This is a genomic window from Bartonella sp. AP88HLJMH (assembly GCF_042195605.1).
Lineage (GTDB): Bacteria > Pseudomonadota > Alphaproteobacteria > Rhizobiales > Rhizobiaceae > Bartonella.
This window is the reverse complement of the sequence record NZ_JBHIOR010000003.1, coordinates 111,844-133,827: the sequence shown is the minus strand read 5'-3', so window position 1 is coordinate 133,827 and position 21,984 is coordinate 111,844. Positions and strand designations below refer to the sequence as shown.

General features: G+C 41.0%; 21 protein-coding genes and 1 pseudogene. 7 read left to right on the top strand and 15 right to left on the bottom strand.

All coding sequences use genetic code 11. The features are described from left to right. Positions 1 to 34: 34 nt before the first annotated feature. From ACFIMA_RS02600 to virB11, 6 genes are read left to right on the top strand one after another with little or no spacing between them, the layout of a single operon-like run. Complete coding sequence (locus ACFIMA_RS02600; protein ID WP_375664765.1) at positions 35 to 931, top strand: type IV secretion system protein; 897 nt, start codon at positions 35 to 37, stop codon at positions 929 to 931. A 6-nt stretch (positions 932 to 937) separates the two neighbouring features. Further along, positions 938 to 1,222: a type IV secretion protein VblB7 gene (locus ACFIMA_RS02595; RefSeq protein ID WP_375693069.1), complete on the top strand. Its 285-nt coding sequence runs from the start codon at positions 938 to 940 to the stop codon at positions 1,220 to 1,222. Beyond that, on the top strand, positions 1,219 to 1,890 hold the full coding sequence (locus ACFIMA_RS02590) for a virB8 family protein (RefSeq protein WP_375660647.1): 672 nt from the start codon (positions 1,219 to 1,221) through the stop codon (positions 1,888 to 1,890). Before ACFIMA_RS02595 ends, ACFIMA_RS02590 begins: the two co-directional genes overlap by 4 nt. 2 nt (positions 1,891 to 1,892) lie before the next feature. Further along, complete coding sequence (gene virB9 / locus ACFIMA_RS02585; protein ID WP_375620970.1) at positions 1,893 to 2,744, top strand: P-type conjugative transfer protein VirB9; 852 nt, start codon at positions 1,893 to 1,895, stop codon at positions 2,742 to 2,744. 27 nt (positions 2,745 to 2,771) lie between these two features. Then, positions 2,772 to 3,950, top strand: coding sequence for a type IV secretion system protein VirB10 (virB10, locus tag ACFIMA_RS02580; protein ID WP_375620971.1), 1,179 nt, complete (start codon positions 2,772 to 2,774; stop codon positions 3,948 to 3,950). A gap of 17 nt (positions 3,951 to 3,967) precedes the next feature. Beyond that, positions 3,968 to 5,020 (top strand): P-type DNA transfer ATPase VirB11, encoded by a 1,053-nt coding sequence (gene virB11, locus ACFIMA_RS02575; protein ID WP_375693068.1) that lies wholly within the window; start codon positions 3,968 to 3,970, stop codon positions 5,018 to 5,020. A 54-nt stretch (positions 5,021 to 5,074) separates the two neighbouring features. Here the strand turns inward: virB11 and ACFIMA_RS02570 are convergent, their stop codons facing one another. From ACFIMA_RS02570 to ACFIMA_RS02510, 13 genes are all read right to left on the bottom strand, one after another. Next, a complete protein-coding gene (locus ACFIMA_RS02570; RefSeq protein WP_375652724.1) occupies positions 5,075 to 5,293 on the bottom strand; it encodes a type II toxin-antitoxin system RelB/DinJ family antitoxin in 219 nt (72 codons plus the stop codon). Between the two features lie 78 nt (positions 5,294 to 5,371). Next, on the bottom strand, positions 5,372 to 6,223 hold the full coding sequence (locus tag ACFIMA_RS02565; protein ID WP_375693067.1) for a hypothetical protein: 852 nt from the start codon (positions 6,221 to 6,223) through the stop codon (positions 5,372 to 5,374). A gap of 7 nt (positions 6,224 to 6,230) precedes the next feature. Beyond that, entirely contained in the window at positions 6,231 to 6,893 is a 663-nt protein-coding gene (locus tag ACFIMA_RS02560; RefSeq protein ID WP_375693066.1) for a Fic/DOC family protein, read from the bottom strand. Continuing rightward, positions 6,880 to 7,068, bottom strand: a complete 189-nt coding sequence (locus ACFIMA_RS02555) for an antitoxin VbhA family protein (RefSeq protein ID WP_375632029.1) — start codon at positions 7,066 to 7,068, stop codon at positions 6,880 to 6,882. The genes ACFIMA_RS02560 and ACFIMA_RS02555 overlap by 14 nt, the downstream gene beginning before the upstream one ends. A gap of 197 nt (positions 7,069 to 7,265) precedes the next feature. Next, entirely contained in the window at positions 7,266 to 7,511 is a 246-nt protein-coding gene (locus ACFIMA_RS02550) for a HigA family addiction module antitoxin (protein WP_375632031.1), read from the bottom strand. Positions 7,512 to 7,650: 139 nt separating this feature from the next. Continuing rightward, positions 7,651 to 7,851, bottom strand: coding sequence for a hypothetical protein (locus tag ACFIMA_RS02545; RefSeq protein WP_375693065.1), 201 nt, complete (start codon positions 7,849 to 7,851; stop codon positions 7,651 to 7,653). A 573-nt stretch (positions 7,852 to 8,424) separates the two neighbouring features. After that, on the bottom strand, positions 8,425 to 9,798 hold the full coding sequence (gene glmM / locus ACFIMA_RS02540) for a phosphoglucosamine mutase (protein ID WP_375613213.1): 1,374 nt from the start codon (positions 9,796 to 9,798) through the stop codon (positions 8,425 to 8,427). A gap of 549 nt (positions 9,799 to 10,347) precedes the next feature. Further along, positions 10,348 to 12,510, bottom strand: coding sequence for an ATP-dependent zinc metalloprotease FtsH (ftsH, locus tag ACFIMA_RS02535; protein WP_375632033.1), 2,163 nt, complete (start codon positions 12,508 to 12,510; stop codon positions 10,348 to 10,350). A 114-nt stretch (positions 12,511 to 12,624) separates the two neighbouring features. Further along, positions 12,625 to 14,112, bottom strand: a complete 1,488-nt coding sequence (gene tilS, locus ACFIMA_RS02530; RefSeq protein ID WP_375693064.1) for a tRNA lysidine(34) synthetase TilS — start codon at positions 14,110 to 14,112, stop codon at positions 12,625 to 12,627. A gap of 18 nt (positions 14,113 to 14,130) precedes the next feature. Beyond that, on the bottom strand, positions 14,131 to 16,122 hold the full coding sequence (locus ACFIMA_RS02525; protein ID WP_375693729.1) for a tol-pal system protein: 1,992 nt from the start codon (positions 16,120 to 16,122) through the stop codon (positions 14,131 to 14,133). Positions 16,123 to 16,174: 52 nt separating this feature from the next. Then, complete coding sequence (gene pal, locus ACFIMA_RS02520) at positions 16,175 to 16,696, bottom strand: peptidoglycan-associated lipoprotein Pal (RefSeq protein ID WP_375611765.1); 522 nt, start codon at positions 16,694 to 16,696, stop codon at positions 16,175 to 16,177. Between the two features lie 52 nt (positions 16,697 to 16,748). After that, positions 16,749 to 16,892, bottom strand: coding sequence for a hypothetical protein (locus ACFIMA_RS02515; RefSeq protein ID WP_375613210.1), 144 nt, complete (start codon positions 16,890 to 16,892; stop codon positions 16,749 to 16,751). A gap of 6 nt (positions 16,893 to 16,898) precedes the next feature. Then, a complete protein-coding gene (locus ACFIMA_RS02510; RefSeq protein ID WP_375611764.1) occupies positions 16,899 to 17,594 on the bottom strand; it encodes a DUF1013 domain-containing protein in 696 nt (231 codons plus the stop codon). A gap of 368 nt (positions 17,595 to 17,962) precedes the next feature. Between ACFIMA_RS02510 and ACFIMA_RS02505 the strand changes: the two genes are divergently transcribed. Further along, entirely contained in the window at positions 17,963 to 18,709 is a 747-nt protein-coding gene (locus ACFIMA_RS02505) for a YebC/PmpR family DNA-binding transcriptional regulator (RefSeq protein WP_254492472.1), read from the top strand. A gap of 1,073 nt (positions 18,710 to 19,782) precedes the next feature. Here the strand turns inward: ACFIMA_RS02505 and tolB are convergent. Then, positions 19,783 to 21,108, bottom strand: coding sequence for a Tol-Pal system beta propeller repeat protein TolB (tolB, locus tag ACFIMA_RS02500; RefSeq protein WP_375611763.1), 1,326 nt, complete (start codon positions 21,106 to 21,108; stop codon positions 19,783 to 19,785). 38 nt (positions 21,109 to 21,146) lie between these two features. After that, positions 21,147 to 21,984: pseudogene (locus ACFIMA_RS02495) on the bottom strand (cell envelope biogenesis protein TolA); the annotation flags it as partial.

Below are 21,984 nucleotides of genomic sequence, written 5' to 3'. Positions count from 1 at the left end.
CATATTTGCAAAAATTAGATAGAATGGACGTGCAATGACATTCGAAGAAGTAGCTTACTTTACCATGGTAGAAAATATGTTAACGAAACCTATAATGAAAATAATGAATGATTCCGTTGAACATCTCTCAACAGGTTTAAGTACTCCGCTTAAAGCATCTTGTACAATCTACATTATATTTATAGGGTACAATATCATCTCAGGGCGTTCTTCTATGCCCTTATGGGAATTTATAACGACAGCTTTCAAACTTGGCATCATTGTTTCACTCGCCACTAATGCTGCTCTTTATAATGAGTGGGTCGGTAATATATTTTTTGAGGCTCTGCCGAATGCCATTGCACATGCCACACAAGGTACAATACACTCAGATAAAAATATATGGGATGATCTGATAAATAAAGCTATTTCACATATTTTAGATTCAACAAAATCTTCATCATGGCTTGCACTGGGGGCGTATCTTGTTTCATGGATTTATGCTTCGCTCTGTTACACAATTGCTATTATTTTTTGCCTAATTGGTTTTATCGTCACACTGTTTGCTAAACTTGGTTTGTTTCTTGTCATATCAGTAGGACCGCTCTTCATAAGCCTCTATATGTTTTCATCAACAAGGCGTTTTACAGAGGCATGGTTAGGACAAGTTGCAAACTTCATCATTTTACAGGTATTAGTCATCTTGCTTGGTAGTATGTATATCGAACTTGCAATGAGTGTCTTTACAAAAAACATTAAAGATTTCGTGTTAGCCTACGGCGAATTCTTCGTGGTTGGCGTTGGTGGTATTTTTCTTTTCTTCAATTTACCTGGCATTGCTTCCGCTTTAGCCTCTGGGGGAGCCTCCCTTACAGGCTCAGGAGGAGCTAAAACGATAACGAACGGTGCAAAAAAATTAGCATCACTAATAGCACAATTAGCAAAGGCCTAAGTTCAAATGCGGAAATTTAAAAAAATTGGGATTATCCTACCATTTCTCTTTCTCAGTGGCTGTATGTCTTCACCAAACACACTGAAGTCACTCCCAAAATGTGATGGATATTCTAAACGTCCACTCAACAGATCAATGTGGAATTGGGAAGGGAAAAAACCCACGCCCACACCCATTATCATCAGTAACAACACCCCTTCACCCGTAGAAGGTAAGCTGGAAACGCTTCTGGCACAAAAATTAACGGATGAAGAAATCAAATCTTACAAAAATTGCGGGCAAAAAGCATGAAAGAAAAAGATATAGAACAATACATTGCTGAAGCGCGCTCGTTTGATCAAGATCGCATGCTCGCCTCACGCCGCACCACCCGCGTCTCGCTTGCCATTGCCGGCATCGCGGTTGCTGTTGCAATACTGTCTTCTCTCGCGGTCATCACCCTCACGCCCCTTAAAACCGTGGAACCTTTTGTCATCCGTGTGGACAATTCAACCGGTATCGTTGAAGTTGTGGAATCCTTAAAAGAAGGTCCCACCAATGTCGACGAAGCAATCACACGCTACTTTGCTGCAAAATATGTCCGCTCCCGTGAAGGCTTCACCACAGAAGAAACACAACACAACTTTCAAACCGTCTCCCTCCTCTCTTCTTCAGAAGAACAGGAAAGATTCGCCAGCTGGTATGGAGCAAGAAATCCCCAAAGTCCTCAAATTCTCTATAAACACGCCGCCGTTACAATAACAATAAAATCAATCTCCTTTATCAATGACGATGTTGCCCAAGTGCGTTACTACAGAACCATTCACGACAACGACAACAACAAAGAATTCATCACCCACTGGGTTGCAACACTTACCTTTGAATACATCAATGCCCCTATCTCTGTCCAAAACCGTTTGATAAATCCTCTAGGGTTTATTGTTAGTGAATATAGAACCGATCCGGAAGTGGTCAACTGATCATGACAAAAAAAATTCTTTTTCTCATTCTTAACATCGCTATTACCCTTTCTTTAACGCCTAGCCATGCCAGTATTTTTCCCACCCGTGCGCCAAGCGATAGCCGCATTCGCTTTATCAACTATGATGCCTATAATGTCACAAAAATTATTGGCTCCATACGCTCATCGGTACAAATAGAATTTTCTCCCAATGAAGAAATTGCCCATGTGGCAATTGGCAACAGCGTTGCATGGGAAGTCGCCCCCGCTGGCAATATTCTTTTCCTCAAAGCGCGGGAAGTCCAACCCATTACCAATCTCCAAGTCGTCACCACAAAGCTTGATGGCTCAAAGCGCTCCTATCAATTTGAACTCATGGTCAAAGATGGAGAAATTTCCTCTGGACAAGAAACATATTTCCTTGTGAAATTTCGCTACCCACAAGAAGAAGCAGAACAAAGAAGACTCGCAGCCCTTATGCGACAAGAAAAACAACAAGCCCAGCGTATCGATAATGTCTTCAACGCTTCTGAAACCTATGGACCACGCAATTGGGCTTACACCGCTCAAGGATCGAGCGTGCTCGAACCCTCCTCCGTTTATGACAATGGCAAAACCACAACATTTACATTTCCAGACAACCAAGAAATCCCTGCCATTTACATTGTCAGCAATGACGGTACAGAATCGCTGGTTCCCAAAACCACAAGAGGCAACATGGTGATAGTCCATGCCATTAGCGCACGCTTCACCCTAAGACAGGGAAAAAACGTCCTATGCGTCTTTAACGAAGCCTATCAACCAAAAGGCACAAATCCAAATACCGGAACAACCTCACCATCTGTTGAACGTAAAGTTGCATCAGATCTTTAAATAAGCGGGAATTGAAGGGGACAACACATGAGTGATAAACCAATCATCGAAGATCGCGGATCTATTGGGGATGGCAAAAACAATAGCGCCAAAAGCGCCGGCAAAAAAATAGTTGTCGCAATAGCCTGTATAGGAATCTGCGGCTATGTGCTCTGGAACATCTTATCCACCCCCACAGAACAAAAAGACACCGCAAAAGCTCATAAAAAACAAGCACAAAACTTTCACAATTCCCTCGCCCCTTTAGAGCTCGCGCCCTCTGACCCGCGTGCCAACATAGCGCCAATAACCTTACCACCCCCACAACCACTCGCACAAGAACCCAAAAAAGATGACCCACTACTTGATGCCGCAAGACGCGCCCCTGTTCTCGCTTTTGCCAAAGGCTCTAAATCTCAATTAAAAGACATCGTCAACACGACTCTCAACCCCTTTGACAAATTCCATGCCCTTGAAAATCTCGCGAATGCGCAAAATTCTCCTGCCCTTCAAGACACACAAAATTTTGCAACCCTATTAAAGCCTACCAAAACAGAAGAAGCAAAAGCAAAAGCAAAACTCATCGGCAATAGAAACTTTATCATCGCCATGGGAACCTCTATTCCCTGTATCTTAGAAACCGCATTAAACAGTGAGCAACCAGGCTTTGCAAGCTGCATCATCAACCGTGATATCCTCTCTGACAATGGGCGCGTTGTTTTGCTTGATAAAGGAACCCAAGTGATTGGCGAATACCGCGGAGGGATAAAACAAGGTCAATCTCGCCTCTTTGTACTCTGGACAAGAGCAAAAACCCCAACCGGTGTCATCATCGACCTTGCCTCACCCGCAACAGACAGTTTAGGAAGAGCTGGTTTTGATGGCAACATCAACACCCATTGGTGGGAACGCTTTGGCTCTTCCCTTTTGTTGACCGTTATTGATGGTGCCACAACAGTTTTAACAAATAAAATAGTAGGCAATTCCAATAAAGAAGGTTCAAACAACTCTGGAGGCGGCGGTTTTGAAGGCGCAAACAACACTGGAAAAGAGGCCGCCAGTATTGCTCTTGAAAATCAAATCAACATCCCTCCTACCCTAGAAAAATTTCAAGGCGAACTGGTCAACATCTTTGTAGCAAAAGATCTCGATTTTTCCTCTGTCTATAAACTAGTCGTAAAGAGCAAAAGAAACCGCTCTACTCCCAGCTATTCCTTTTTTCATTAAGCCAATAAAGTCACATTATGCCATCAGCAAAAAATGCAGAACGCGCCTCCATCGTCTTAACAAAATTAAAGATCTTAGATGATTTCCTCAATGATGAGAATTTATTTGAAATTGTCATAAATCGCCCTGGCGAAGTAATCGTTGAGGGTCCCAATGGTTGGCAAACCCACATCTTAAAAGAACTAACCTACGGCGAACTAGAAGGGATTGCAAAAGTTGTTGCTGCCTACACAACACAAAAAATTAGTGTAGAAAATCCCGTTCTCTCCGCAACACTGCCCAACAACGAACGCATACAAATTGTTATGCCTCCAGCAGTTGCAGCCAATACCATTAGCATGACCATTCGTAAACCTTCATCACGCACTTTTTCTCTTGAAAGTTTACATGAAAACAATCTGTTTTCTGTCGCCCAAAACACCAGTTTCACACCCACGCAACAAATGACAGAACGATTATCCGAACTCTCTGATACAGACAAAGAGCTAACAGATCTCTTTATCGCCAAAGATTTTTGCAACTTTTTAGAAAGAGCCGTTATTACACAACAAAATATCTTAATATCGGGCAAAACCGGTTCTGGTAAAACAACCCTCTCCAAAGCTTTGATTGCAAAAATCCCTGACTATGAACGAATTCTCACCATTGAAGACACGCCAGAACTTGTCGTTCCGCACGCCAACAAAGTGCAGCTCTTTTATTCAAAAGATAACCAAGGCTTAGCAAAAGCAGGCGCAAAAGAACTGCTTGAATCAGGATTACGCATGCGCCCCGACAGAATCCTTCTACAAGAGCTGCGTGATGGTACAGCCTTTTACTACATCCGTAATGTCAACTCTGGTCACCCCGGCTCCATTACCACCGTCCATGCCTCAACAGCCCTTGCAGCCTTTGAACAAATGACCCTTTTAGTCAAAGAAAGTGACGGTGGTGGTAATTTAGCACGCGATGATATCCGCGGCTTATTAATCTCGATGATAGATGTCATCATCCAATGCAAACGCCTCGAAGGAAAATTTCGTGTAACAGAAATCTATTACGACCCCTTCAAACGCCGTGATGCCTTTTAAAAACTGTCGAAATGACTTAAATAACTCATTCATATCTTTCGCAAAGTATACATCTTATCCTTTTGCATTCTTTTCAAAAATTTTAAGCGTTTTCGCATTAGAAATAGACATATCAAACGGCAATCCTCTTTCATCAACAACTTTAGCTAAGGAAATTCGTATGAAATCAGACACCGTAAGTCCTAAACTTGCTAATATTTCACCGGCTTCTTTTTTCAACTTCTTATCTATATTTGCTCGAATAACATCTTTTGAATCTACGGCTATGCCCATAGTAAACCTCCTTTAGTTACCTTCTTATGTATGGCTCAAATGAGTTATTATAACAAGTTTCTAATGTTCTAAATTTCTTTATCGTGTAATTTCTTTTGACATTGTTTGCGCTATCACATTATTTAGCTCTTTCGTATGTATCTGTTGCAAAACTTTAACTGCTGTTTGAAGCTCTTTCACAAGCTTTTTATCTTGAGGCTGATTTGGCGTGATTGCTTTTGACAAGTCAAAGTCTTGTTTATGAATAGCATCCTGTCCAAAACGTTTATCTAAAGCACTTTTCAGCTTTAAAAATTCTTCACCAACCTGCTCTGGTATCTTTGAATAACTATCACGACCAGCTTCAACATTTTTCATAAAAGTCACTGCTTCTTGTGAAAGTGACGGAACCTCTACTTTTAACTGTTCACGCTCCCGTGTAACACTAACCATCAGCGTCTCATAAGAATTCTCATAAAAGGATTGAAGCATTTTAATAGAAGAAATAGCAAGAGGAACATGATAAAGCGCTTCTTTTCGTTCTTTTCCTGTAGCCTTCAATTTATCGATAAAACGATCTGATCCACGCAGTTCGCCCGCTCTATCAGGTGCCCTATCCAAAATATCAGAGAGTTTATCGCCTTTACCTGCTAAAATCGTTTGCTCAATCCTAAACGCAGCCTCTTGTGGATCTCTATAAATAAATGCTAAACGACTGTTTAACTCCTTAAACATATTAACATAAGATTTTTCATTCCTAAGAGCGCTTAGCACCTTCTGTTCTAGATTAGAGTTATCCGTATAAGCCGCAAGGTATGGGGCTTTTTCCGTTGTTTTTGATGCAACATTCAAATCATTTTGTAATTGTTCAAGTTCTTCTTTTTGACGTTTAGCAAAACTTGTCTTTTCTCTATCCCAAGGAGTTTCAATCTTCTCTTTTTGTTGTTCCAAGCACTCTTTAATTAAGATCAACGCAAAAAGCAATATTTTTGCCAATACCTTGAGAAACATCATCCCTTTTATTTTCTGTAAACTTGGTAAGGTTCTTATAGATGAGTGCAGACAGATATTCTGAATTACCAAAATGTGCTTCAATTGACGCACGTGTCATTTCTTGTCGCTCAATACCCTTCCAGTTGATATGATAACCAGCTTCACGAGCAAGTTGCACCATAAATTCGCGCTGAGTACGCCCATTCCCCTCTCGAAACGGATGCAACGCATTCAACTCGCCCATGTAATATCCAGCCCTTTGGCTAAAGTCATAAGCACCAAGACCACGCAGATACTGTTCTTTTGCAAGCTTTTTTGTAATCTTCGGTGCATAACTTTCAATCTGATTATAACTAGCAAACATACTATTGCCTTTGGCAATATCCACTAAACGAACTTGTCCCGCCCATTCATATATGTCGCCAAACAGTCTTCTATGAATCTCTTTCATGTAATCCAGATCAAACTTACCACCAATAGGAGTATGTACAAATTCGAAAGATTTCACATAAGAAATCGTAGATTCTACACGTTGCAGCGTGGCTTTGTCTTTAATACCAAACCGATTATACATCACACCAGTTTCAGGATCAGTATAAGGATCACCGCTCCCCTTATACTTCTCCACGTTTTACCCTCTCCATATAATCTTTGAGGATATCACTTGTTTCAAACTCTCCAATAATAACACGTTCCATTTGCTCAACGACTTTTGGATCTGGCTCTAATCCCTCTAAACGTTGGCTTGCCAATGCATTTTCAGCATAGAGGCGACGCAGCTTAATTTCCTCTTCACTCAACATATTAAAACCCTCCTTTGCTTATATTTATTATAGCCAAACAGACTATAGAAACAAGATTTTATTCCTTGTCTTACCCGCGTTACATCTTTTGACCTTGTACGCTCATACGCATGATTTAGCTCTTGTATACGTTTCTGTTGCAAAAACTTAACTGCCATTTGAAACTCTTTTATGCAATCTTGATCATGGGACTGTTGTTAAGGATTTTTTTTTGATAGATCATAATTTGTTTGCATAGTAAGCCAAGCACGTGCTGTGCTTACACCAGCCATTTCAAGCCTAATAGCAAGATTAGCACTCATAGCGGCTTTTTCATTTAAAACTCTAGAAAGTGCTACACGAGATATACCAAGCCACTCTGCTGCTTCATTAAAGGATAAACCAAGCTCTTTGATCACATCTTCACGCAATAATTCACCGGGATGTGAAGGATTCTTCATCATTGTTTAGACCTGCTTTTTGATGATAATCCAGATAATCAAACATTTCGACATCTATGCTATCAAAGCGAAATATTACGCGACAATTTCCCTTTACAGTAATTGACTAATAATCCTTGAAATCGCCCTTTAGCAGATGTAATTAAAAGGACGGATAACTCAAATCTTTTGGCGATACATCTACTTCAAAAGCACCTAGAATACGCTTTAATTTTTGAGCATGGGCGGTTCTAATCCCTTCAGTCGTACCAGTATTATAGAAGGCTTCAATCCTTTTATGTTTAAATCCTAAAATCATAAATGAATATAGAGTGTACCCTTCCAAGATCCAAAAAATGTTCATTATTTTTACATCACATGGCTTTTTTACTTTATAAACATTAGAACTGTCGTGAAAAAATCGATCATTCTCATCTCTTTCTCATTATTCTACTAATTATTGGAAAAGTATAAGTTCATAATTAGGAGGAGCTAAACGTAATAGGAGCGTATCATATCTCCAATTGGCAGCGGCACTTAGAAACATCAAGATGATATAACCACAATGACCATTGCTGTTTGATATTCATGGGGCGCTGCACCCGCTGTATGTCCAGTAAAAAGAATGAATAACACTAATAAACTCCCACTACAAACTCTGTTAAACTAATAACCGGTTTACGAATAAGTAAAAGAAAAAGGAAAATCAAAAAAAAGCATATTTTTCATATCTTACGAACTATAGAGAAATCTATACGCATTGTAGTTATTAGAATTAGACTTTTCCCTTTTTTATTTAATTTGTTCGTAGATAGAGTATCCATTACCGTTATTACATCACTAACAGAGTTAATAATCATACCTTTTGTAATTGCCAAAATCCCGCATTAAAATCAGACCTTTATTCAAAGATGATCTGATAATTTTTTCAAAAAATTCAAGATTCCTCAAGTGCAGTCCCCATGCGTACATCATGATGAATAATAACATCCATCAACTCTGTCACGACAGTGTCCAATACTTCTCGTGCATCGCCTTCAGCCATAAGGCGGATAACCGGCTCAGTTCCAGAAGCGCGGATCACCAGCCTTGCCTCTTTTCCCAACCGCTTCTCTGCTTGATCAATGGCCGCTTTGACGGGATTTTTTTTCAAGACATTTTTATTTTTAATCGTTACATTTTTTAAAATTTGCGGTACAGGTTCAAACCGTTTACACAATTGGCTCATAGGGCTTTGACTTTCCTTCATACAGGCTAAAATCTGCAATGCAGCCACCAAGCCATCACCCGTGGTACCAAAATCACTAAGCACGATATGGCCAGAAGCCTCACCACCAACATTATATCCCTTTTGGCGCATGGCATCGACAACATAACGATCTCCAACTTTTGTCCTTACAAGGTGCAACCCTTTGCTATTCAAGAAACGCTCTAGTCCAAGATTTGACATAATCGTTGTGACAACACCATTGCACCGTAATCGTCCCATTTTATGCCAATTTTCAGCAATTACAGCAATCAACTGATCTCCATCAACCGTTTGTGCTTTTTCATCCACAATGAGAACACGATCTCCATCTCCATCAAGAGCAATCCCCACATCAGCACGCACTTCATGCACTTTTCGTTTTAAAGAGCTTAAATCGGTTGATCCACATTTTTGATTAATATTGGTCCCATTGGGTTCATCATGAATAGCAAAAACCTCAGCCCCCAATTCCCATAAAGCACGGGGAGCCGCTTTATAAGCAGCCCCATTAGCACAATCCACAACAATACGCACAGTATCTAAGCGAACATCACGCGGCAAAGTTCGTTTGGCATATTCAATATAACGATAAATATCTCCCTCAACCCGTTTTGCATAACCAATTTCGGCAGAACTTGCTAAAGATTTTGAAAGATCTGTATCGATCAATTGTTCAATTTTGGCTTCCATATCATCTGAAAGTTTAAAACCATCAGGACCAAAAAGTTTAATTCCATTATCATAGAACGGATTATGAGAAGCAGAAATCATCACCCCAAGATCCGCTCGCAAAGAGCGGCAAAGCATTGCAACAGCAGGGGTTGGCACTGGACCCAATAAAAAAGCTTCCATCCCCGCAGCAGTCAATCCTGAAACCAAAGCGTTTTCCAACATATAGCCAGATAATCGTGTATCCTTGCCAATCACCACACGATGAGATTGATGTTGTGAGCGAAATAAAACCCCTACAGCCATCCCCACCTTCATGGCAAAATCGGGTGTCATAGGAAATGAATTGGCTTTCCCCCGAATTCCATCTGTACCAAAATATTTTTGCACCATGCCTCTTTCCTTTAATATATAATTCTTCCCTTGTTTTTTTTAAAACCTAACAAGCCCCCTTGGTACAATAGTCCTCCTCTCCCCGTATAAAATCAGATCATTGATCTAAACCTTCATGCATTTAAACAATCAAGCCCCCTATTCACCATCTACACATCTAAACCACTCTCAAGCAATTATGTTTACACCCTCACACATAAAAGCAATATTATCTCCTCAAAATGCTCTATACATCCCTTTAACACAACCAACGGATAATTTCACACACTTGCTAAATCCGTAAAGAAACCCAGCACCAAACCTCATACCCTACCAAATCAGCAAGGAAATCTATCGCCTAACCTTACAACCCCCTACCACATTAGAAAAGCAACAGTCCACCTCGCCTTGTAGCATGCTAAAGCCGCCATCATACAACGGCTTTGCTTAATTTTTTGCTTTCATATTTTTGCAAATATTACAAGAAAGGCGCAAACAAAACTTGCGCCTTTCTCAAAAAAATTAGAAGTTTTCCTAAAACATCGTCACTCAAGCGATATTAAATAATTCTTATTTTTCTTTATCATGTCCCGCAGTATTGGACTTCTTTTCAGCATTACTTTTAGAGCGGTTGACTGATTTTGTGGTGCCTTTTGTGCTTTGCGCTTTTTTCTCAGTCTCATCCGATTGCACTTCTTTAGACTGAGCCTCCTTAGGCTCAACATTACCGGATTTTGCTGTTTTTTTCCCAACAGCTGCCTCTGCTTTGCCTGCCTCGCCTTTATCTGTCTCTGCTTTATGAAGCACTGTTTTAGGGGCTGCTTCAGCGTTTTTTTCATCTACCACTGTTGTCTCTGTCTTCATTTTTCCAGTTTTTGGAACAGAAGACCCCCGTGGCGCAGCACCCTCATCTTTCTGTGTGCGTGAAGGAGGCTTTCCTGCAATAACTTCGTTAATTTCAGCTCCCGTTAAAGTCTCATATTCCAACAAACCTTGTGCCAAAGCAAACCATTCTTTTCTTTTTGTTTTCAAAATGTTTGTCGCATTTTTATAGGCATCATCAATAAGCTTACGCACTTCCATATCAATCATGCGCGCTGTTTCTTCAGAGACATTTTGTGTTCGCGCAACAGAATGACCCAAAAAGACTTCATCTTGGTTATCGCCATAAGCTACATTTCCAAGCAGATCAGAAAATCCCCACCGTGTGATCATCGCGCGAGCTAATTTCGTTGCTTGTTCAATATCAGAAGAAGCACCAGATGTGATATTTTCCTTTCCAAACTTTAATTCTTCAGCCACACGTCCACCCATCATAATGGCCAGACGAGAAATCATCCACCGATAACTCATAGAATAGCGATCGCCTTCAGGCAATTGCATCACCATTCCCAATGCTCTTCCCCTTGGAACGATTGTTGCTTTGTGGACAGGATCAGCAACCGGCACATTAAGAGCCACAATAGCATGTCCTGCTTCGTGATAAGCAGTGAGTTCTTTTTCCTCTTGTGTCATAGCGGTTGAACGACGTTCCGCCCCCATCATCACCTTATCTTTGGCATCTTCGAATTCTTGCATCGTGACAACTCTTTTATTACGGCTTGCAGCCATAAGAGCAGCTTCATTGACCAGATTCATCAGGTCTGCACCAGAAAATCCTGGTGTTCCCCTTGCCAAAATTTTCAAATCAACGTTAGGCGCTAAAGGCACGTTGCGCACATGCACTTTCAAGATTTGTTCACGCCCAGAAACATCAGGGTTTGGCACAACAACTTGTCGGTCGAAGCGCCCTGGTCTTAACAAAGCGGGATCAAGCACATCGGGACGGTTTGTTGCAGCAATAAGAATAATACTTTCATTGGGCTCAAACCCATCCATTTCGACAAGCAACTGGTTTAAGGTCTGTTCACGTTCATCGTTTCCACCGCCAAGACCAGCCCCCCTATGGCGCCCAACAGCATCGATTTCATCAATAAAGATAATACAAGGTGCATTTTTTTTAGCCTGTTCGAACATATCGCGCACACGGCTTGCCCCAACACCAACAAACATTTCCACAAAATCAGACCCTGAAATGGTAAAGAATGGCACATTGGCTTCACCGGCCACAGAACGTGCTAGCAAAGTTTTACCAGTTCCTGGAGGACCAACAAGCAAAACACCGCGTGGGATACGCCCCCCTAAGCGTTGAAATTTTTGTGGTTCGCGTAAAAATTCAACAATTTCTTGAAGATCTTGCTTTGCTTCTTCAACGCCAGCAACATCTTTAAAGGTAATACGTCCTTGCGCTTCATTAAGCAATCTTGCTTTCGATTTCCCAAATCCCATTGCACCGCGTGATCCATTTTGCATTTGCCGCATAAAAAAGACCCACGCCCCCACGATAATAATAACAGGCAACAAGGAAAAGAGGAGATTGAGGAAAATGCTATTTCCAGAGCTTTCAGGAATAGCTTTAACATTGACGTTTTTGCTTTCCAATTTTTGTATCAAACCTGGATCGCGAGGAGCATAGGTTGAAATAGCTCTATGTTCAATGGTTTTTCCTGTTAATTTTTGACCTTGAATGGTCACAGATTTCAACTCATTATTCTCAACTTTTTGCAAAAATTCAGAATAGGAGACTTCTCCACCACCAGAACGTTGGCTATCTCCATTAAAGAGAGAAAACGACACAATCAAAATCAAGGCAATAACTCCCCAAATAAGGAGAGAGCGGTAATTGGAATTCATATTCAGCCCACTTAATCAAATATAGATTTCAAACAGTTCCCCTTAACATATAACCTTGTCAGCCCCTTGCCAAGGGATGAGAAGCTGTTTATTTTCTTTTAGAGTAATTTTCCTTTATCTTTTCACCTCAATATTAAAAAAAGGTTCCACAACATTCACCAAGGCAGCATCTTCTCGTGAGGAAAGCCAATCGAAAGGTGCCATAATCCGCTTGACGATAACATGTTTATGAACAACTGCTTGAGAAATCAACTCTGGAATATCATACCCTTTATGATTTGAGATCAGCAGCAGCGATTGTAAAGAGGGAAAATGAGGCTTTTCAAGCTCAAAATCGCTATTTTTTAATAAAAATTTCAGCTGTTCTAAATTTGCGGCTCCAACCTTTATAGCCTCATATCCATGATTTGTGATATGATAGCGCCCATCCCATATAAAAGTTTTATCTGGCTCAACGATAGCCTCTTTTATATTTCGCCCTTCACGCCACAAAGAAATTCCCTGCTTGTTATATTCAATAACAGAGCCCGCATAAGTAAAACGCCGCTTTTCTGAAGAATCGAGACAGAGTTTTTGAACAAGCATGCTTAATTTCTGATTGGGGAGCAAATAAAATCCCCCTCCCATCAGCACAGCAAAGAGCCCCACCACAAAAGGAAAACTGGAATGTTTCTGTAAAAACAGCGCAGGCTTTGCTATGAAACAACGCCCATGTTGGACAGTAATATCCAGCGCTAAGATCAAATCAGCAATATTTTTGGCTTGTTGACGACGCTGCAATGCGGCTTCATTTATTTTTTGAGCAATATAAGCCAATTTTTGTGGAGAAAGAGATTGACGCACGCGCACACGTTCAAAATTGCGATCTTCATTGGTTGGATCATCAATCCATGTTTGTCCTTGTAAGCGTAAATAATTCCGTAATGTTTGGCGTTTTACACCAAGGAGTGGCCGAATCAAACGCACTTTTCTATGCAACAGCGCCTCACGCGGAATACAGGATAAACCACGTTCATAGAGGGGACCATAGTTTTTTTCGGCAATATTTTTTCTTGTTTTTCTGGTATGATCCTCATCACGTATACCCTCGGCTTCACCGCGCAAAACACCAGCAAAACCACTGGCATAAACCTCATCGCGCATGGCAACAGCTTCACTATATAAAGCACCTCTATTCTTTTGGAGACGTTGATACCGCATTTGATAGGTCTCAACCTGATCATTGAGTGTATGCCCCGTCATAATAAGTGATGCGCCTTGTTTTTGTGCTTCTTTAACCAAGAGATCATAGCGTGCAACACGCGCGCTGGAAGCAATATGCGTCTTTGGCTTTTCGCCTTCCCATCGCACAGTGATATGTTGAATATCATGGACACGACAAATTTTCGCAACAGTTTCTGCCTCACGCATCGATTCTTTACGCAATTGATGATCAACCGTGACAACAAGCATTTCTGGAGGAAATGCGAGAGTTTCCAAATGCTCTTTGACCAAAAACATCAAAGCCAAAGAATCACTTCCCCCTGAGACGGCAAGAATCAACTTCTGACATTGAATAAAATCCGATGTTTTAAAGAGATTTCTTGCCAGTCTAACGCACACCGAAAACGACCTCGCTGTTTATTTTGCAGGTTTACAAAAAACAGATGCTAATGTTTGTTGACGTTTTGATTTTTTCACAAAATGAGCACAATCGTCTTTATTTGGCTCAAGAGCGACCATACTTCTTGCTAATTTCAGTAAAATCTCGGAGGTATAGAGCTTCTTTTTATCTGCATACCATGCGGTAAGATAAACTTGTGCTGCTTCATGATAGCGTTTTTGCCCCAACAAAGATTCGGCCAACCAAAATAAAGCATCATCACTCAAAGAATCTTTTTTGTAACGATTTTGAAAAGCGCAAAAGCTTTTTTCAGCATCAACATAGTTAGCAGAACGAATAAAATCATACCCTTCCTTATACAAAGCTTTAGAAGAAGAAAGATTGTCACTCTGATGTGCTTCAATTGGAGCACTTACTTCATGCGCTTTGTTAAAAGGTTGACTGTTTTCATGGTCATGGCTCTCCACCTTAGCTTCCACAGCAGTAACCTTTGTCTGATCACCTGTACTATGGTCCTGCTCCATCTCTTCCTTTACAGTCTGAGATTTTTCATCTACAGCAGACTTTTCAAAAGAACAAGAATAAACAGAAGAGACTTCTGTATCAAAAAGCTCGTGAAACTGCTTGTTAACATTTTTTAAACTGTTATGCTCAAGCACCATTCGTATCTTATGCAAAAGCTTATCTAAATCATAATCTTTAAATAAAGCCTGTTGATTCTCTAAAATAATCCCTTGGTGCTCCGCAACACTAGTAGCTTTTTCCACCACATCAGATGCTGCTTTATCAGCTGCTTCAGGTGCTTTCTTCACTGCATCAACAGCCTTATTAACGGCGTCAGTGGCTTTTTCTATCACATCAGATGCTGCTTTATCAGCTGCTTCAGGTGCTTCTTTTACAGCATCAATAGCCTTATCAACAGCGTCAGTGGCTTTTTCCACCGCGCTAGACGCTGCTTTATCGGCTGCTTCAGGTGCTTCTTTCACAGCATCAATAGCCTTATCAACAGCGTCAGTGGCTTTTTCCACCGCGCTAGACGCTGCTTTATCGGCTGCTTCAGGTGCTTCTTTTACAGCATCAACAGCCTTATTAACAGCGTCAGTGGCTTTTTCCTCCACATCAGATGCTGCTTTATCAGCTGCTTCAGGTGCTTCTTTCACTGCATCGACAGCCTTATTAACAGCGTCAGTGGCTTTTCCCACCGCGCTAGATGCTGCTTTATCGGCTGCTTCAGGCGCTTCTTTTACAGCATCAACAGCCTTATTAACAGCGTCAGTGGCTTTTTCCACCGCGCTAGATGCTGCTTTATCAGCTGCTTCAGGTGCTTTCTTCACTGCATCAGTTGCCTTATTAACAGCGTCAGTGGCTTTTTCCACCGCGCTAGATGCTGCTTTATCAGCTGCTTCAGGTGCTTCCTTCACAGCATCAGTTGCCTTATCAACAGCATCAGTGACTTTTTCCGCTGCATCAGATGCTGCTTTATCAGCTGCTTCAGGAGCTTCCTTCACAGCATCAACAGCCTTATTAACAGCGTCAGTGGCTTTTTCTATCACATCAGATGCTGCTTTATCAGCTGCTTCAGGTGCTTCCTTCACAGCATCAACAGCCTTATTAACAGCGTCAGTGGCTTTTTCTATCACATCAGATGCTGCTTTATCAGCTGCTTCAGGTGCTTCTTTCACTGCATCAACAGCCTTATTAACAGCGTCAGTGGCTTTTTCTATCACATCAGATGCTGCTTTATCGGCTGCTTCAGGCGCTTTCTTCACGTCATCAGTTGCCTTATCAACTGCATCAGTGGCTTTTTCCACCGCGCTAGATGCTGCTTTATCAGCTGCTTCAGGTGCTTTCTTCACGTCATCAGTTGCCTTATCAACTGCATCAACTTTATCCGTATCATGTGCAGGATATTCGGAAGCCTTTCGTGCCGCACTTTGAACAAGTGAAGTAGAACAAGCTATGAAAACCCCCATATAAAAGAGTGTTTTCCAATTGATTTTACGATACATTCTTTTTTCCCCTTAAGAGCTTATTGAATAGTTGAAACAAACAATCTTCTTTTTAATGATTATTCATGTCACTCAACGTTGTCACAGCACGTCGATTTTGATTCCAACAGGAAATATCATCACATACTGCTACAGGTCTTTCTTTTCCGTAAGAAATTGTTTGAATCCGTTGTGCGGACACACCAAGAGACACCAAATAGTTTCGCACAGCAACAGCACGGCGCTGTCCAAGTGCCAAGTTATATTCACGTGTTCCCCTCTCATCAGCATGACCTTCGATCATAATAGAATAATAAGGATAATGAAGCAACCATTCTGCTTGGCGCGTTAAAATACGTTCAGCATCAGCATCAAGTGAAGAAGAATCGAGACCAAAAAACACGCGATCACCCACATTAACCGTAAATTCTTGTCCTGAGCCTGGTGACACCTGATTCAAACCAGCATCATTCATATAAGCGCCATTCATACCGTTAAGTGCACCAACATTTTTTTTGCCACACCCACCCAGGCATAGTGAGAAAAGAAAGAGGATAGCTAAGGAATGAGAGATGGTTTTTTTGGTAGAGCGCATAGTCCGTTTCTCCTTGAATTTCGTAAAGAAGGGTCAATTCTTAAAAATATTTTTAAGAATAACCGTTAATTCCTAATGAAGAAGAAATTTTTTCTGTTTTTTCGTCCTCATTTTTACTTTTAAGTCTCTGCCAATTTTTCTTCTCTTCAGCCATTCCTCTAACATTTCCATAAGAAATGTTTCCCTTATGCGTCATGGCTTTTTATGCATCATCTTGATCTTGACGATTTTTTTGCAGCGCGTTCAGCTTTGCAAAAACTTTATCAGCGTCAAAAGTCTTATGCAGATTTTCTTCACTCTCATTTTCCTCTAGAGCAGCGTTTTCCGTCACAGAAGCGGGAAGCAACGACCTATCTTCTTCTGCTGCAACAGGACGATTTTTCGCCGCACGCTGGAGCTCAAAATCTAAATCGATTTGCGAACACAAACCAAGTCCTACAGGATCAAGAGGAACCAAATTTGCACTATTCCAATGGGTTCTAAGGCGGATTTGTTCAATTGTCGCTTTTGTTGTCCCAATCAACCGTGCAATTTGCGCATCTTTCAACTCGGGATGGTTCGTAACCAACCATAGGATACCATTGGGACGATCTTGGCGTCGAGAAAGAGGGATATAGCGCGCCCCTTTACGTTTTTTTTCAGGAATATGCACCCTCGATTGAGAAATTTTCAATCGTGCGTTTTGATCAGCCTCCACCCGTGCAATTTCACTGCGCGTCAATTGCCCAGAACTAATCGGATCTAAACCTTTAATACCATAAGCCGCATCACCATCGGCAATAGCTTTTACTTCCAAGACATGCAATTTACAAAATTCTGCAATCTGATCAAAAGAAAGAGCTGTATTATCAACCAACCAAACAGCTGTTGCTTTGGGCATCAAAAGTTGCGTTGCCATTTTTATAAATCCTCTTCTGCGCCTCTTCTATGAGGCAGGTTACCGCCCACTCAAGAGCACTGGAACTTTTTTATATGTTTAGGTCTCTCCAACCACTCCTAAAACAAAGCGAGGCATGGAATAAACCATTTTGCTATGAGATTACATTCTGTTATAGCGTTATTTTTGCTCAACGACAAGAGATCTCTCTTGTAATGATCCTCAACTAAGGTGTCTTTACCTTTAAGATGAATTTTCTTATAAAGGGTTTATTCGATTATTTCACCTCATGCTGTGGCACATTTATTCTGGTGGGATGCGTGCTTTATCGTCTTAAATTCTAAAGAGTATCCAACTGGAAAGAAAGCCCTCAAATAGGAAGGAAAACTATGGCAGGCCATTCACAATTTAAAAATATTATGCACCGTAAAGGGCGTCAAGATGCAATGCGCTCGAAAATATTTTCTAAGCTTGCGCGCGAAATTACCGTAGCAGCAAAACAAGGTGCTCCTGATCCAGCCATGAATCCACGTTTAAGGCTGGCTGTTCAAAATGCCAAAGCACAATCGATGCCGAAAGATAATATTGAACGCGCGATTAAAAAAGCGTCAGGCGCCGATGTCGAAAATTATGATGAAGTACGCTATGAGGGCTATGGACCAGGCGGCGTTGCCGTCATTGTTGAAGCTTTAACTGATAACCGCAACCGCACCGCTTCAAATGTGCGCGCCGCCTTCACAAAATCAGGAGGAGCCTTAGGGGAAACAGGATCGGTCAGTTTCATGTTTAATCGGATTGGTGAAATAATCTATAAGCCAGAAGCAGGAACAGCCGATAACATCATGGATGCAGCAATTGAAGCCGGTGCCGAAGATGTGCAATCAGAAGAAACCGGACATCATATTACCTGCGCATTTGAAGATATTGGTGAAGTTTCCAAAACACTTGAAGCAAAACTTGGTGAAGCAGAATCGATTAAAACGATTTGGAAAGCCACCACCCTTGCACCAATAGATGAAGAAAAAGCTTTGTCCGTTTTACGACTAATTTCAACATTAGAAGAAGATGATGATGTGCAAAATGTTTATGCAAATTTTGATGTCAGTGATGAGATTTTGGCAAAATTATCTGTATAATTGCCATCATTTGCATAAGCCCTCTCTTCATGCATGAGGGCTTCAAAAGCATCTGTCACCCCTCCTCTTTATCCGCACATATAAAAGCCCCGCGTCAATAGCGGGGTAAGCCATTGATGCAATAAAAAACCACAATCAATCGCAGAAAACATAATCCCAAAAAGAAAAGCATACACAAAACTCTGTAGCCTCACGCCTTTCTTACATGCCCCAAAGATTATCCCTATATTCCTCTCTATTTGATCTTTTTGTTCTTTAAGATTAACCTCCTCTCCCCACCCTCAAGTAATGAAATGATCTAGCCTCTAAACAATTAGGATTTTCCTAACGTATTCCTATAACGAATCACTCATGAAATTCACTTGAAACTTAAGGCTCAACAAACATGCATTCCCCTAAATATTCGCTACGCACTTAAAAAACACTTAGAATATATCAAGGAGATTTATACGCCCTATATCCCCACACCTCAAAGAGCAGTGTTTTTACAACATCACAGAATAAAAATAAGCAAATGGAAAGCCAGAGCTGATTGTTTAGCAAAGTATTGTACAAAAAGCCGGTACATCTCTCTAATCCGTTGCGGATAAATTTTTGACTTTATGGCATTAACTTTATGGCATCGTATATTTCTAAAATAACGTCATTTATCTTAAAAATCTGTCCTTTTGCTCTTACTGATCAATCAATATTCAAACCTAAAACAACCGCGTACTTGAATAAAACACATCAGAGAGCAACAGCCCCCCCCTGACAAGAGGACTCTTCACAAACAAAATCGAAGAGGAAGTTTAAAAATATAGCGACACTTTAAATAAAAAGTTGAAATCTAAAGACCTCAGAATTTTCGACTCTATTTTTTCAAGGTCTTGTTTTGAATTTTTTTAAGCATTTTCCCCCAAGGAAATTCCATTATCGATCAACAACCGTAGATGATAGATGAAATCTACATAACTCCCCATACCCACTATAATCAATTCCTTCTTTTAAATAATTAAAGACAATTGAGATTGTTTAAACTTGAGACTGTATAGACTATATTCCTTCTATATTCTGTTTTTAAGCATTTTGTTTTACTGTACATTGAGCAAAGGCGACCATGCTGGATCTGAAGCATCATTGGGGGTAGGGAGTTGTCGTTCATTGCGACCCGTAATATCAATCGTATAAATTTTTGGTCCCATACCGGGATTTTTGCGAAAGAACATCAGCACACGACCATTAGGGGCCCACGTTGGTCCTTCATTGTGAAACCCTGTGGTTAAAATTCGTTCTCCTTGTCCATCAGGGCGCATAACACCGATAGAAAATTGTCCGCTTAATTGTTTTGTAAAGGCGATATAGTCACCCCGTGGAGACCAAATAGGTGTTGAATAACTCCCATCGTTTGAAGAAATACGCTGAATATCACTCCCATCCGCATTCATTTTATAGATTTGCGGCTTTCCACTACGATCTGAAGAAAAGACAATTTGTTTTCCATCCGGTGAATAAGAAGCAGAAGTATCAATAGCAGAAGTTGTTGTAAGTCGCGTCATCGTACGGGTTCGTAAATCCATAGTGTAAAGATTGGCACTCCCATCATTTTGTAACAAACTCATGATAACTTTTTGTCCATCAGAAGAAAAACGTGGAGCAATTGTCATGTTATTAAACGTTCCGATCAACTCTCTTTGCCCCATTTCAATTTGTTGGAGATAAACATGAGGTACTTGATTGTCCTCGTAAGCCATATAGGTCAATTCTTGTCTTTTTGGTGAAAACCGCGGTGTAAGCACCAATTCACTTCCATCAGACATATAAATCAAATTTGCTCCATCTTGATCCATCATTGCTAAACGTTTAATGCGTGCATTTTGAGGACCTGTTTCATCGATAAAAACAATCCTTGTATCAAAATAACCACTTTCTCCTGTCATCTCACTATAGATCTCATCTGCGATCATATGTGCCACACGCCGCCAACGTTCTGTCGCGGTATAAAAACGCCGTCCTTTCAATTGTCTTTGTCCAAACACATCCCATAAACGAAAATCGACCCTCAAACGTCCATCGATTTCTCTCATGACTTGCCCAGTAACTAAACCTTGCGCTTTTATTTTCTGCCAAGAAGCAAAATGTGGTTGTTTATTAGGATTAGAAATGTTTTCAAAAAAATTTGCTTTATCAAGCGGTAAAAACAGCCCCGACCGTTCGAGATCGGCTGTCACCACAGCAGATATTTTCAACCCAATCGAATCATTGGAAATAAAGTCTGTAATTGCAATGGGAATGGGATTAAAATCAGCGCTCGAAATAGTTCCTTTCAATTGCGCATAACCCGATGAAATACTTGAAAGCCACAACCCACAAGTGACAATAAACCAAGCAAAAACTTTATGTCTCGTTATAGTCATCATGGAATGTGTCCTTTCGTTAAGCGCTTTTTTCTCGTTTATCATCTTATTTCTTGGAGGGGATCAACATTAAAGTCAAAACCTTGCCCCCATAGATCATATTGATCACGTGGGAGATCTGCATAAGGTTGGCATGAAAAGACAGCAGCATACACCTGCCTTATCATAATAGCTTGTTGACTCTCAAGGCCGCTTATGGGATCAATGATAGGATCGCCCACAACCATCCCTTCACGGTCTAAATAAAATCGCAACCGCACGACCGGACGATTTTTTAAATCGCCGCCAAGCGCCACAAGTTTAAGCTTCTGTTGAATACATCCCCCCGCAATATTGACCAATGTTTGTGCCATTTTTGTGGTATCATTAATATTTTTTCTTGCACCCAAAGCTTCTGGTGTATGAGAACGTTTTGCTCCCCCTCCTTGTGACCGCGCACGATTGAGCAAATTATTTTCCTCCAGAGCTAAAATATCTTCAATGGTCTGTTTCTCTTGGTTTTTCTTGTTAAGCTTTGGCGTCTTTTGATTCAATGCAGCCTCATTCTTCCTTGGAGATTTTTCGTCAAACTTTGGTTTAAACTGTGGAAGAAGAGATTTTTCTGGAAGTACAATTTTGGACGCTTGATGAACAATCTGCTCTGCTGGTACTTTTGGGACCGTTGGAGCCAATTCTTTTGGCGATATCATCTCTTCATTTTTGTGAGCAGGCTTGAGCGCATCCTTAGAGGCATCTTCCGGCACTCTCAAAGGCATCTCAGGCGCAACCTTGGGTGCATCCTCCGGTGCCTCCAAAGGCGTCTCAGGTGCAGCCTTGGGCGCATCCTCCGGTAGTGCCTCCAAAGGCATCTCAGGTGCAGCCTTGGGCGCACCCTCCGGT